This is a genomic window from Roseibium sp. (genome assembly GCF_965229775.1).
Classification (GTDB): Bacteria; Pseudomonadota; Alphaproteobacteria; order Rhizobiales; family Stappiaceae; genus Roseibium.
Map to the genome: position 1 here is coordinate 4,202,899 of NZ_OZ245929.1, position 13,204 is coordinate 4,216,102.

Annotated in this window: 10 protein-coding genes; 6 read left to right on the plus strand and 4 right to left on the minus strand. The window is 60.4% G+C overall.

What is annotated here, in order from left to right:
• Positions 1–50 precede the first annotated feature (50 nt).
• Entirely contained in the window at positions 51–1,427 is a 1,377-nt protein-coding gene (gor, locus tag ACO07N_RS18955; protein ID WP_421982518.1) for a glutathione-disulfide reductase, read from the plus strand.
• A 78-nt stretch (positions 1,428–1,505) separates the two neighbouring features.
• Here the strand turns inward: gor and ACO07N_RS18960 are convergent, their stop codons facing one another.
• The 3 genes from ACO07N_RS18960 to ACO07N_RS18970 form a co-directional block, all read right to left on the minus strand.
• The gene (locus ACO07N_RS18960; protein WP_421982519.1) at positions 1,506–3,050 is read right to left on the minus strand and encodes a diguanylate cyclase domain-containing protein; all 1,545 of its coding nucleotides are present in this window, start codon (positions 3,048–3,050) and stop codon (positions 1,506–1,508) included.
• A 457-nt stretch (positions 3,051–3,507) separates the two neighbouring features.
• Positions 3,508–5,043, minus strand: coding sequence for a diguanylate cyclase domain-containing protein (locus ACO07N_RS18965; RefSeq protein ID WP_421982520.1), 1,536 nt, complete (start codon positions 5,041–5,043; stop codon positions 3,508–3,510).
• 84 nt (positions 5,044–5,127) lie between these two features.
• On the minus strand, positions 5,128–6,321 hold the full coding sequence (locus tag ACO07N_RS18970) for an aminotransferase class V-fold PLP-dependent enzyme (protein WP_421982521.1): 1,194 nt from the start codon (positions 6,319–6,321) through the stop codon (positions 5,128–5,130).
• A gap of 54 nt (positions 6,322–6,375) precedes the next feature.
• On the opposite strand from ACO07N_RS18970, the gene ACO07N_RS18975 reads away from it, so the two are divergent.
• Positions 6,376–6,981, plus strand: coding sequence for a gamma-glutamylcyclotransferase family protein (locus ACO07N_RS18975; protein ID WP_421982522.1), 606 nt, complete (start codon positions 6,376–6,378; stop codon positions 6,979–6,981).
• An 11-nt stretch (positions 6,982–6,992) separates the two neighbouring features.
• On the opposite strand, the gene ACO07N_RS18980 is transcribed toward ACO07N_RS18975, so the two are convergent.
• The gene (locus ACO07N_RS18980) at positions 6,993–7,724 is read right to left on the minus strand and encodes a VIT1/CCC1 transporter family protein (protein ID WP_421982523.1); all 732 of its coding nucleotides are present in this window, start codon (positions 7,722–7,724) and stop codon (positions 6,993–6,995) included.
• 275 nt (positions 7,725–7,999) lie between these two features.
• On the opposite strand from ACO07N_RS18980, the gene ACO07N_RS18985 reads away from it, so the two are divergent.
• From ACO07N_RS18985 to ACO07N_RS19000, 4 genes are all read left to right on the plus strand, one after another.
• The gene (locus ACO07N_RS18985; RefSeq protein ID WP_421982524.1) at positions 8,000–9,382 is read left to right on the plus strand and encodes a class II 3-deoxy-7-phosphoheptulonate synthase; all 1,383 of its coding nucleotides are present in this window, start codon (positions 8,000–8,002) and stop codon (positions 9,380–9,382) included.
• A gap of 155 nt (positions 9,383–9,537) precedes the next feature.
• Entirely contained in the window at positions 9,538–10,089 is a 552-nt protein-coding gene (locus ACO07N_RS18990; protein ID WP_421982525.1) for a response regulator, read from the plus strand.
• A 146-nt stretch (positions 10,090–10,235) separates the two neighbouring features.
• On the plus strand, positions 10,236–11,903 hold the full coding sequence (locus ACO07N_RS18995) for an NAD+ synthase (RefSeq protein ID WP_421982526.1): 1,668 nt from the start codon (positions 10,236–10,238) through the stop codon (positions 11,901–11,903).
• 60 nt (positions 11,904–11,963) lie between these two features.
• A complete protein-coding gene (locus tag ACO07N_RS19000; RefSeq protein ID WP_421982527.1) occupies positions 11,964–13,184 on the plus strand; it encodes an MFS transporter in 1,221 nt (406 codons plus the stop codon).
• The last annotated feature ends 20 nt before the right edge of the window (positions 13,185–13,204 follow it).

Sequence of the window (13,204 nt, forward strand, 5' to 3'; positions counted from 1 at the left end):
CCTGGAACTCTCCGGGAGCAGAGAGCAGGCAAACGCGAAAAGAGGCGAAGATGACCGACTACGACTATGATCTTTTTGTAATTGGCGGCGGATCCGGTGGCGTGCGCGCCGCGCGTATTGCCGCAACGCATGGCGCACGGGTCGGGATCGCCGAAGAGTACCGGTATGGCGGAACCTGCGTGATCCGCGGATGTGTTCCGAAGAAGCTGTTCGTCTACGCCTCCAAGTTCTCCGAGGAATTCGAGGACGCCGAGGGTTTCGGCTGGTCCGTCGGCGAACGCACTTTTTCCTGGGACAAGCTGATCGCGGCAAAGGACCAGGAGATCACGCGCCTGGAAGGGATCTACCGCCGAAATCTTGAGCGCACCGACGTTGAAGCGCACGACAGCCGCGCTGTCATCGAGGACCCGCACACGGTTCGGCTGCTGTCCACCGGCCAGACCCTGACGGCCAGGTACATTCTTGTCGCGGTCGGAGCGTCACCGAACGTCGACAATTCCGTGCCCGGCATGGAGCACGTGATCACGTCCAATGAGGCGTTTCACATGGCGGAGCTGCCTGACAGTATCGTGGTCGCCGGCGGCGGCTACATTGCGGTTGAGTTTGCCGGCATTTTCAACGGCCTTGGCGTCGATACCACCCTGATCTACCGCGGCGAGGAAATCCTGCGCGGCTTCGACATGGACCTCCGGACCACCGTCCGCCAGGAAATGGAGAAGAAGGGCATCAAGGTCATTCTGGGGGATACGTTTTCCAGCATCGAGAAACGCCAGGATGGCGGCCTTGTCGGACACACGAATGGCGGCAGGGAACTCGCGGTGGACAAGATCATGTTCGCGATCGGGCGCAACCCGCACACGAAGGATCTCGGTCTGGAAAAGGCCGGTGTCGAAACCGACCGGATCGGTGCGATCAAGGTCAGCGCGGACTCGCAGACGAGCGTTCCGTCGATCTACGCGGTCGGTGACGTGACAAACCGCGCCAATCTGACCCCGGTCGCGATCCGGGAAGGTCATGCCTTTGCCGACACGGTTTTCGGGAACAAGCCCTGGACGGTCGATCACAGCCTGATCGCCACCGCCGTCTTCTCTCAGCCTGAAATGGGAACTGTCGGACTGACACAGGAACAGGCGCTGGAGCGCACGCCCAAACTGGACATCTACAAGTCCAGTTTCCGGCCGATGAAACACACCCTGTCCGGCCGCGACGAAAAGATGCTCATGAAAATGATCGTCGATGCCGATACGCAGAAGGTTCTGGGCGTGCACGTCGTTGGCCCCGACGCCGGAGAATTGGCACAGATCCTCGGCGTGACCTTGCAGATGGGCGCGACCAAGGCCGATTTCGACCGGACGATCGCCGTCCATCCGACGGCGGCGGAGGAACTCGTGACCATGCGCGAGCCGACCGAACAGCTGCGCGGCTGAAAACGACTTTCATGACAGAGGAATCCGGACCTGGAAACGGGTCCGGTTTTCGATTGTCGAGGCGTATCGCCCGATGCTCTAACCGTTCGCTTTCTTGAGGTCCGGCGGCGGTGCGTCCGCGGCTTCGCCGAGTTCGGCTGTCCATACACCTTCAGCTGCAGGCGTCTCGGCAAAAAAAGAGAAACAGTTCCGGCCGAGCGCCTTGGAATGATAGAGCGCCGCATCGGAGAAGCCGACGAGTTGCTCCGGATCGCTGCCGTCTTCAGGCGCTCTTGCGATGCCGATGCTGAGCCCCACGGCGGTCTGTTTGCCGTCGCTCAGCGACACGGGCTCCTGGGCCGAGGCAATCAGCGTATCGCAGAGGGCCTTCAGATGGCCGCGTGCTGTCTCGTTCCTGTAGATGACCATGAACTCGTCGCCGCCGATCCGGCAAACGAGACCCTGCCGCCCGACACCAGCCTTCAGCCGCTCCGCGATGGTCTTGATCACCGTGTCGCCCGCCGCATGTCCGAAGGTGTCGTTCACGGACTTGAACTTGTCGAGGTCACAGTGAAGAACCGCAAAACGCTTGTCCGGCAGCTCCTTCGCGGATGAATCGAGCACCCGGTTGAACAACAGCCGGTTGCCGAGACCAGATAGCGTGTCGTGAAGGGCAAGATAGCGGTTTTGCTGTTCGCTCGCCTGCAGCGACGTCGTCAGGCGTCCGATCCGCCAGGCAATACCGAAGGCAAGCGTGCCGAGGGCGACGCTCAAGATGGCGATCACGGGGATGATCGTCGGCCAGATCGACGCGCTGGCGGATTCGCTTTTCCAGCGGAAAACGCCGATCGGAGTGTCGGCACCGTCCGAAATCAGATGAAACGGTCCTTCCATCCGGGCAGGAACGCTTTCCTCAAAAACGAAGGATCGGAACGCGGGCTGCGCATTCAGTTTTTTCTGCAGCGCCTCGTCGAGAAAAAGTGCGGACAGCAGGATCATGGGCGCGCCGTCGGGCAGTGTCGTCTCGTATCGGTCGGGAATGACCGGCATGGCACCGTAGAGGGCAGGCTTCCCGTCGATGCGCACGAAACCCGTCATCGCAAAGCTGGCGGCGTCAAGGTCCTGCAGCGAACGGTGGCCGAACCCGCCCGGAACCCGCACACGGTTGAGCATGTATTTTGTCGTCAGCTCGTCGACGATCGTCACCAGTTCCGGTGTCTCGGCCAGGGGCCGTGTCACGATATGCGTGTAGTCCTGGAAGGATTCCGCCAGCACATGCCGGTCGCCGGAAATCAGGATCAGCTTGTCGTGCCGGTAGTTGGTCCAAAGCGTGTCGAACGCTTCCCGGGCATAGGCGGGGTCGAAGGTCCTGACCAGCCTGTTGACGGACAGGTCCGATGAGGCGACGCCGATCTGCTCTCTGACGATTGTGATTTGCTGGTCCGCGACAACACTGCGGAACAGGCGCTCTTCGTTGGCAATGGTCTGTTGCGTCGAGGCACGGGTTGCCACGAAGCCGACGAAGAGCAGGGAAACCGACGTCACCGCAATCAGCAGAGCCGCCAGCGCGAACGCCAGACGCGAGATATGCTGTCTGGCGAGCCTGGGGGCCTGATCGCTGTATCGTCTCCGGAATTCGCTCAAGTTGCGGTCGTGCCTTCTACTACATCTGGTTTAGTCTTCATTCGAGACTTGAGAGATGATTAAGGCGCAAATTGATTAATAACGGGTGCGAATAACAGTAAAAGAGGTAAATTGTTCTTGAGTTTGTGTGAGCGTATCCCTGAAGCGTCGCAATTCGAGTTGTCGCGAGCAGCAGTTAGCATTCTGGCAGACTAGGCTCAGGACCCATTAATTTGGACGAATTGGTAGGGATGAATTTGTTCGGATACGAGGCGCATAGCTGCAGGAAACCGTCCGGTTTCCAAAGATTTGCAACGACGTTGCCGGGCAAATTCACCCTATCCCTCAGGGACGCAAAAACGGCTTCTGTCTGCTTCGTCAAACCGCTCAACCGGGCAGGAAGCCCGCTTGTCGCGCTTTTCCTTGCAGCTCATCGCCGTTTGTTGCGCCAATTAGACCAAATTAATGAGTCCTGAGCCTAACTTGCCTTGGACTGCGCGGCTGTTGATAGGTCCGCGTTGCCCGCATGCAGGGTTCGGGGCGACGCAAACTCGACCGTGTTGCGGCCGTTTTCCTTGGCCCGGTAAAGGGCGAGGTCCGCCAGCCGGATCAGGTCCTTGTCGTTCAACCCGCACTCGGGTGCCGTGGCGATGCCGACGCTGACCCCAATCTGGACGCTGTTTCCGCCGCCGATCTCGATCGGAACGGACATGGATGTCCGCAAGCTTTCGGCAATTTCCATGAGCTCATTCGCGCTTTCGTATTTCGTCACAAGGACGATGAATTCGTCTCCCCCGATCCTGCAGACAACGGAATCTTCGCTGAATTGACGTTTGAACCGGTCGGCCACGACGCACAGGACCTTGTCACCTGCCTCGTGGCCATAGGTGTCGTTGATCGGTTTGAACCGGTCGAGATCGCAGGCGAACAGCGCAAATCCCTTGTCCGGAAGACTGTCGATCGAATAGGCCAGACGGTCGGAGAAATGGTGCCTGTTGGGCAGCCCGGTGAGCGTATCGTGGTTCGCAAAATGATGGTTCTTGCGCTCGCTCTCCTCAAGCTGCGATGACAGGCGGCTGATTTTGGCGGCGGCGGCAAAGGCAACGGTCGAGATGATCACCGTCATCAGCAGAATGAGCGGCAACGCCATCAGCCAGATCTGGTGGCCCGGTTTTTCCTGGTCCCAGCGGAAGTATCCGATCACCGTACCGTCGGCCGCCCGGATCAACTGATTGGTCGGGTGGTTCCACTCCGGCTGGCCGGCAATGTAGCGCAGATCACGAAAACCGAGGGTTTCATTCAGCTCGGCGACCATGGTCTCGTCGACATAAACGGCATTTATGAGTACAGCCGGGTAATCGTCTTTGGCATCGACATCGCCATAGTCCGGCAGAACCGGGACCGCGACAAGAAGCGCGGGCTGCCCGTCGACGATGGCAAACTCGGAAATCGATACGTCCAGCAGGACCGACTGAGGCAGGTACCAGTCGGCGAATGCGGAGTTCGATCGCCGTTTTCTATCCTCGAAAGCCGCGCGCGTGCGTTCGGCCAGTTGGCGAAGGACCGGCGCAGCCTCCGTTTTCTTTTCCGGAAACCGGGTGTGATCCTCAACGGCCTGGGCAATCAGCGTGCCGTCGGTGGCCACGACAAAGGTTCTTTCCAGATCAAACGTTTCCCAAAGATCGAGAACAAGCTGATCCTTGATGAACGCGCGATCCGCCGGGGTCTGGAGCGCGGTGAACGTATCGTCCCATTGCGCGAGGTCGAACTGGTCGATTGCTATCATCTGGGTGTAGGCGTCGAGGTTCCCGGAAAAGCGCAGTTTTTCGCTTTCAAGCGACCGCCGGTCGGCTTCGACCCAGGCAAGATGGGCAATGAATGTCAGGGACGCGGCAGACATCGCGATCAGGAGCGCCGCAAGGCCGTAGATCCACACCTTGATCTGACGTCCGGTCGCCGACCTCACGGTATCTGTGTCCCCGGCCGCGCCGGCATTCATGTCGCGCTCGAACAAGGCGATTTCCCTCCTTAATCCATCTCTCCGGATAGCAGAGGGAACTTAACGTCAGCTTCTAAACCTCGGATTTTCTGCTGAAACTCAGGCCGAATTGCCAAGAGTCTTAACGAAGCGTTCTATTTCGTTCTCTGTATTGAACGCATGCAGAGACGCCCGGACCACCGCATCAAGCCCTCTGTGCGGCAGGTCTATCTGCGCGGATGTTCCCTTGCTGACCGAGACGTTGATGTTTGCCGAAGACAGTCTGGCCTGGGTCTGAGCCGGCGTTTCGCCGTCGACCGCGAAGGTGACGATCCCGCCCTTGCGGGCTCCCTTGTCGTGCAGCGTCACACCGGTAACCGCCGACAGTTCGGTCCGAAGCTGTGCGCCGAGCGCGCAGATCCGGTTGCCGATGCGCTCCATGCCGTAGCCGATGGCGTAACTGACCGCGACGCCAAGGCCGATCTGGCCCGCGACATAGCGCTCCCAGGTTTCGAAACGCATGGCATGCGGGACGAGTTCATACGAGTTGTCGTCAAGCCAGTTGGCGGACTGAAGGTCGATGAAAGGCGGTTCGATCTGGTCCAGAACATCGTCGCTGACATAAAGGAACCCCGTGCCCCGCGGCCCGCGAAGGTACTTGCGTCCGGTCCCCGACAGCACGTGACAGCCGATGTCGCTGACATTCAGGGGGATCTGGCCCGCTGACTGGCAGGCATCCAGAAGGTAGAGAAGCTTGGCTGAGCGCGCGATTTCGCCGACATCTTCTGCCGGATTGATGAGCCCGGAGAAGGTCGGAATATGCGTCAGGGCGATCAGGCGTGTCTTCGGGGTGATCGCGGCCTTGAGCGCGGCAAGATCGATCTGGCCGCTTGCGTCGTCCTCGATAAGATCGATCTCGATTTTCTTGCGCCGTTTTATCTGCAAAAAGGCGACGTAGTTCGAAACATATTCCGCGCGGCCCGTGATGATCCGGTCTCCCTCGCGAAAGTCGATACCGTAGAAAGCCATGTCCCAGGCGCGCGTGGCATTCTCGACATAGGCGATTTCGTGAGGTTTGCTGCAGATCAGGGCGGCAAGGCTCGTGTAGAACGCGTCCATCCCGGCGCTGTTCGCGCTGGCCGCCTCATAGCCGCCGAGCGTCGCCTCGAGGTCGAGGTGTGCCTTGACGGCATCAAGGCACGGCCCGAGGGCAAGCCCCGTGCCGGCATTGTTAAAATGGATCAGCTGCCCTACACCGGGTGTATCGTCCCGCATCGCCGCGACATCGTGGTTGGAAAGGGATGGAACAATCATGATGACCTTCGGCTTCGCATTGTCGGCAAAAAACAGATCTGAGACCTGCACTCAATGACGATCACATATTTTGGATATGGCTCTCTCGTCAATGCCGACACGATCCCGGCCAGTGCAACGGTGACGCCAGGCAGGCTTCGTGGCTGGGTCCGCGAGTGGCGGGTCTGCGGAATGGGCGAGGATGGGCAGGGGCGCTGTGCCCTGAGCGTGCGCGAAGCACCGGGCAGTGAGATAAGGGGCGTAATGGTGCGTGAGCCCCGCTCACGGCTGAAGGATCTGGAAAAACGGGAAAAGAGATACCGCAAGGTGGAAGCTGTGGGCGGCGCCTTCCGGTGCGACGCGGAGCAGGCAAACGGACCGGGCGACCTTTTCGTCTTCGTGGGCACGGCAGAACACAATCGCTGGGGGACGGAAACGCATCCGATCCTGCAAAGCTACCTGGATTGTGTCCTGGCGGGCTTTTTCAGCCTTTGGGGCGAGGAGGGGATCGAACACTTTCTCGATACCACCGACGGATGGCATGTACCGGTGCTTCGCGACCGGCACAAACCTGCCTATCCGCGCGCGGTCGTCCTGCCGGATCACCTTCGTGAGGTGATCGACGCGGCCATCGCATCAAGAAACCTGACGTATATCGATCTACCGCTGCGCAGCCGCTGAGGCGGTGACCGTCAGGCGATAAGCCCGTGGAGCAGGGCGCCGGTGAGATAGGCGATACCGGCGGCGCACAGTCCGATGCCGGTTGTTTCCAGTCCGGACACGACCCATGACTTTGCCGACCAGCGCGACTTGATGGAGCCGATGAGGAAGAATGCGAGAGCGGTCAGGGCGGTGGTCTGAATTTCCGACGAACCGGAGCCGACGAGAAAGGGCAGCAGCGGGAGGCTGCCGCAAACGAGAAACGCGGTGAAGGTCGCCAGGGCCGCCTTGACCGGAGACCGTGCCGTGGAACTGAGCCCGTACTCCGCCTGCATCATCGTTTCGATCCACGTCGCCCTGTTCGACGTGACCAGCCGGACGAGGTCGTCCAGGTCCTTGCCGCCGAAGCCCTTCGATCCGAAGATCTGGCGGATCTCCTCCCGTTCGCCGTCCGGGACAAGGTCGATATGCTTTTCCTCGATGGACAGAAGACGGGCGTAGTCTTCTTCCTCCGACTTTGTTCCGCTGTAATTGGCCGCCGCCATCGAAAAACCGTCGGCCAGCAGGTTGGCCACGCCGAGGATCAGGATTGTCTTGGCTGAAAGCGCCGCGCCGACCGAACCGGCAACGATGGCAAAGGTGGTGACGGCACCGTCGATGCCGCCGTAGATCCAGTCCCTGAGGTAGCTGGCTTGCGGTTTTGCGGAAAGCCTGGACGCGATGTCATCGGGTCGGTGGCTGTGCTCCAGTCTTGGAGATGGCATGAGACTGTCCTATCTTGTCACAAGGCCATGGTGAGGCGCGAGACCCGGCGCCGCCATGATCCCGGTCAAGGCCGGAATTAACCGCTCGTTTCGCAATGACGGCCGGCTTGCCGCGGCACTGATGAAAATTGCCTGATTGAACTGTGGCGTTACCGTCCTTCGGCGTGTATAACGCCGCACGCTTGCTGCCATGCGGCAATCGGACACCAATGAAAATGTCTCGGACGGCGCACCACCATGAGAGAATTCGCGTGCGTCCTGTAGGAGTAGGAAAAATGGCGGAGAAGTGGAGCCCGGAGACTTGGAGATCGAAGCCGATCTTGCAGGTTCCGGAATACCCGGATCAAGAGGCTTTGGCGGATGTTGAGCAGCGCCTGTCGACGTATCCGCCGCTTGTTTTTGCAGGTGAAGCGCGCGCGCTGAAGCAGCAGCTCGCCGACGTTGCCGCCGGCAACGGTTTCCTTCTCCAGGGCGGCGATTGCGCCGAGAGCTTCGCCGAACATCATCCGGATCACATCCGCGACTTCTTCCGTGTGTTCCTGCAGATGGCCGTCGTGCTGACCTATGCCGCCAGCCAACCGGTTGTTAAGGTCGGGCGCATCGCCGGGCAATTCGCCAAGCCGCGGTCTTCCAACTTTGAAACGAAGAACGATGTCGAGCTGCCGAGCTACCGCGGTGACATCATCAACGACATCAACTTCAGTTCCGGCAGCCGGATCCCGGATCCGAGCCGCATGGCGATGGCTTATCGCCAGTCCGCCGCAACGCTGAACCTGCTGCGTGCCTTCGCGCAGGGCGGTTTTGCGAACCTGGACCAGGTGCATCAGTGGATGCTCGGTTTCATCACCGACAGTCCGCAGGGCCACCGGTACAAGGAACTGGCCGACCGTATTACCGAAGCGCTTGCGTTCATGCGTGCCTGCGGCATCAGCTCCGAAAACGTGCCGCAAATGCGCGGCACCGATTTCTTCACCAGCCACGAGGCACTGCTTCTCGGCTACGAAGAGGCCCTGACGCGTGTCGATTCCACGTCCGGCGAGTGGTACGCCACATCCGGTCACATGCTCTGGATCGGCGACAGGACGCGCCAGCCGGACCATGCGCATGTCGAATTCTTCCGCGGCATCAAGAACCCGATCGGCCTGAAATGCGGTCCGTCGCTCACGCCGGACGGCCTGCTTGAGCTGATCGACATTCTCAACCCGGAAAACGAACCCGGACGGCTGACGCTGATTGCCCGCTTCGGATCGGAAAAGGTGTTTGAACACCTGCCGCAGCTTGTTCGTGCCGTTGAGCGCGAAGGCAAGTCGGTGATCTGGTCGTGCGATCCGATGCATGGCAACACGATCACGGCGGGCGGATACAAGACACGTCCGTTCGACCGCATCCTGAAGGAAGTGGAATCCTTCTTCGAAGTTCATCGTGCCGAGGGCACGCATGCAGGGGGTGTCCATGTCGAGATGACCGGCCGCAACGTGACCGAATGCACCGGCGGGGCGCACGCGCTGACCGCTGAACAGCTCGGCGATCGGTATCACACCCATTGCGACCCGCGTCTCAACGCCGACCAGGCTCTGGAACTGGCTTTCCTGATTGCGGAGAACCTCAAGAAGGAACGCGATGGCCGTCAGGCTGCACCGATTGCCGCAAGTGCCTAGAATTCCATGGCCAGCGGTGACCAACTGTTAACCAAGAAGGCGGCTTTTGCCGCCTTTTTTAGGTAATTTGAACAGTCATTTCGCACGAGGTAAGCCACATTTAACGCTCGCGCCCCATATCTGGAGAACCGCAAATTTCCGGAGGAGACGCAAGGGTGCGCGAGAAGTGGGATCTGTCCAGAATTTCCTGCCTGATTGCAGATGACAATCCGCATATGCGTACGATCCTGCGCTCTGTTCTGACAGGGTTTGGCATTCGCTCGATCTTTGAAGCAAGCGATGGCGCGGAGGCGCTCGAGCTTGTCGTCGACAGGAAGCCTGATGTCGTCCTCCTGGATTGGGTCATGAACCCGTTCGGCGGAAGCGAATTCCTGCGGATCCTGCGCGGCGACCGGGACCCGGTGATTTCCACAATCCCCGTCCTCGTTATTTCCGCGCATGCCAACCGCGCGACGATCATGGAAGCCATCACGATCGGTGTCCATGGCTTCGTTGCCAAACCGATCGCGCCGGCGATCCTTTACCGGCACATCGGCGAGATTCTCGAACGGCAGGATATGCACGGCCGCTCGAAGGGTATCAAGGGCCTCGGTTCGCAGAAACCGACGCGCAAGCTCAATATTGCCGATGCCCAGCAGCCACCGGGCGAACCGGTCGCGGATGCTGAGCCCCCCGCAGAAGACGACAGCGGTCTCGCGCTGCTCTGAGAGTGCACAATCCTTCTGACACGGCGTGTCTTGTCGCGCTCGCCTGACGGCGAAGGCGGCGCGTAAGCGCCTTCCGATTTGAAATATTGCAACGCGACCTGCTTGCCGCTACATCAGCAGGAATGTCTTTTCCTGGAACGGGTTCCATGATTTCCGATCACTTCAGACTGGCTGTCGCACAGCTCAATCCCACGCTCGGCGACGTTTCCGGGAACGCAGAACTCGTTCGTGAAGCCAGAAAGCAGGCCGCGGATGGCGGCGCGCATATCATGCTGTGCTCCGAACTCATCCTGTCGGGATACCCGCCGGAAGATCTGGTTCTGAAGCCCGCTTTTGTTCGCAAATGCATGGAAGCGGCTGAAGAACTGGCTGAAGAGACGTCCGACGGCGGTCCGGCTCTCGTGATCGGCACACCCTGGCAGGCCGAAGACGGCAAGGTGTACAACGCGGTGCTGCTGCTGGATGGCGGCGAGGTCCGCGCTGTCCGTTACAAGTACGACCTGCCCAATTACAGCGTGTTCGACGAGAAGCGCGTGTTCACCGCCGGTCCCTTGCCCGGACCGGTCGATTTCCGGGGTGTCCGCATCGGCCTGCCGGTCTGCGAGGACATCTGGAACGACGAGGTGTGCGAGTGCCTGGAGGAAACGGGCGCGGAACTGCTTCTGGTTCCCAACGGGTCGCCCTACTGGGTCAATCGCGCGGAAGAGCGGCTGCAAGTCGTGGTGTCGCGGGTCGTCGAAACCGGGCTGCCTCTTGTTTACTGCAACCAGGTCGGCGGGCAGGACGAACTGGTTTTCGATGGCGGGTCTTTCGCGCTGCAGGCGGACCGCTCCCTCGCATTCCAGATGCCGCAGTTCGAGACGTCGCTTGCTTTCAGCGACTGGCGCCGTGACGGCGAAAGCTGGACGTGCGAAACGGGCGATGTCGTGAAACTGCCCGACCTCGACGAAGCCAATTGGCGCGCGTGCGTCATGGGTCTTGGCGACTATGTCGACAAGAACGGATTTCCGGGCGTCGTGCTCGGCCTCTCCGGCGGGATCGATAGCGCAATCTGCGCCGCCATGGCCGTTGATGCGCTCGGTGCCGACCGGGTTCACGCGATCATGCTGCCTTACAGATACACCTCGGAGGAAAGCATCGCGGACGCGGCCGCCTGCGCATCCGCGCTCGGTATCCGCTACGACACCGTGCCGATTGCCGAACCCGTGGAAGGCTTCAGGTCGGCGCTGAGCGTACTGTTCGAGGGAACTGAAGAGGACACCACCGAGGAAAACCTGCAATCGCGCGCACGCGGTGTGATCCTGATGGCGGTCTCGAACAAGTTTGGCCGCATGGTCATGACCACCGGCAACAAGTCGGAAATGTCGGTTGGCTATGCCACCTTGTACGGCGACATGAACGGCGGCTACAATCCGATCAAGGATCTCTACAAGACACAGGTCTATCATCTGGCCGGATGGCGGAATGCCAACGCGCTTCCGGGTCTGCTCGGACCGGACGGGGAGGTGATCCCCTCCAACATCATCACCAAGGTTCCCACGGCCGAGCTGAGGGAAAACCAGACGGACCAGGATTCCCTGCCGCCATACGACGTGCTCGATGACATTCTGGAATGCCTTGTCGAAGAGGAAATGTCCGTCAGCGAGATCGAGAAGCGCGGCCACGACAGGGCGTTGATTCACAGGATCGAGCATTTGCTCTATATTGCCGAGTACAAGCGGCGCCAGGCACCTCCCGGCGTCAAGATAACGGAACGGAATTTCGGAAAAGACCGCCGTTATCCCATCACGAACCGGTTCCGGGACCGCACTTAAGGCCAAACCGGAGCCGTTCCCTTTCCTTCGGGCCCGTTCCGGGCAATCGGCTTGGCGTGTATGTCTTACTTTGCTTTCCTGCGCGACAATGCGCGCTGGCTGTCCGCGAGTTATTTGCTCGCCACGTTTTCCGGTTTCGGCCAGACGTTTTTCATCTCGCTGTCCGCCGGTGACCTGCGCGCCGAGTTCGGCCTGAGCCACGGCGACCTGGGGATGCTCTACATGCTGGCAACCCTCGGAAGCGCGCTCACGCTTCCCTATGTCGGCAAGAGCCTCGACCATTTTCCGGCGCAGAAGATCGCGCTGGTCGTCGTTGTCAGCTTTGCCCTGTTTTGCGTCGCCCTCGCGAATGCCTTCGCGGTCTGGATGGTTGCGCTGGCCTTTTACGGTCTGCGCCTGTGCGGCCAGGGAATGATGACCCATACATCGGTCACCACGGCGGGACGGTGGTTTTCCGCGCAACGGGGCAGGGCGGTGTCCATAGCCATGCTCGGTTTTCCCACAGCAGAGGCGATCTTCCCGTTCTGTTTCGTGCTGTTGAGTGGCGTGATCGGCTGGCGCGGGGCCTGGTATGTCGCCGCTCTGGTGCTGGTTTGTGTCGCGCTTCCCGTCCTGTTCTGGCTACTGGCGAAGGATCGCATCCCGTCAAGGGCGGAGGTCGCTTCGCTCAAGGTGGAGGGCAGGCAGTGGACGCGCGGCGAGGTGTTCCGCGATGCCCGGTTCTGGCTCGTGTCCTGCGGTATCAATGCCCCCGCGTTCATCGGCACGGCGATCCTGTTTCACCAGGTCTATCTGGTCGAGCTTCGGGGCTGGTCGCTGGAAGTTTTCGTGAGCGCATTCCTGTTCATGGCCGGTGGCGTGGTGGCTGCCTCGCTGGTGATCGGTCCGCTGATCGACAGGTTCTCGGCAAGAAAGCTGCTGCCCTATACGCTTTTGCCGCTGTGCGTCGCCTGCTTTGTCCTGGCAAATGTCCATGCGCAGGCCGCGGCCTTTGTCTTTCTCGGGCTTGTGGGCATCGGCAACGGTTTCAACGGAACGCTCGTCGGCTCCTTCTGGCCGGAGGTTTACGGCACGCGCCACATGGGGGCGATCCGCGCGATGGCCTTTTCCATCATGGTCTTCGCATCCGCCGCGGGACCGTTTCTGGTTGGCTGGCTGATCGACATCGGCGTATCGCTGGACCTCCAGATCATGGGCATGGGTCTTTATTGCCTCGTCTTCGTCGTGATCCTGTCCCTGACGGCGCGCGCCTATCGCGCGCCGCAGGTGGCTGCGGACTGACCGCACTTTTCGGTTGCCGT

Excerpts from the sequence above, each read along its gene's own strand:
- gor (WP_421982518.1), top strand. The coding sequence starts at position 51 with ATGACCGACTACGACTATGATCTTTTTGTAATTGGCGGCGGATCCGGT.
- ACO07N_RS18970 (WP_421982521.1), bottom strand. The coding sequence starts at position 6,321 with ATGATTGTTCCATCCCTTTCCAACCACGATGTCGCGGCGATGCGGGAC.
- ACO07N_RS18975 (WP_421982522.1), top strand. The coding sequence starts at position 6,376 with ATGACGATCACATATTTTGGATATGGCTCTCTCGTCAATGCCGACACG.
- ACO07N_RS18980 (WP_421982523.1), bottom strand. The coding sequence starts at position 7,724 with ATGCCATCTCCAAGACTGGAGCACAGCCACCGACCCGATGACATCGCG.
- ACO07N_RS18985 (WP_421982524.1), top strand. The coding sequence starts at position 8,000 with ATGGCGGAGAAGTGGAGCCCGGAGACTTGGAGATCGAAGCCGATCTTG.
- ACO07N_RS18995 (WP_421982526.1), top strand. The coding sequence starts at position 10,236 with ATGATTTCCGATCACTTCAGACTGGCTGTCGCACAGCTCAATCCCACG.
- ACO07N_RS19000 (WP_421982527.1), top strand. The coding sequence starts at position 11,964 with ATGTCTTACTTTGCTTTCCTGCGCGACAATGCGCGCTGGCTGTCCGCG.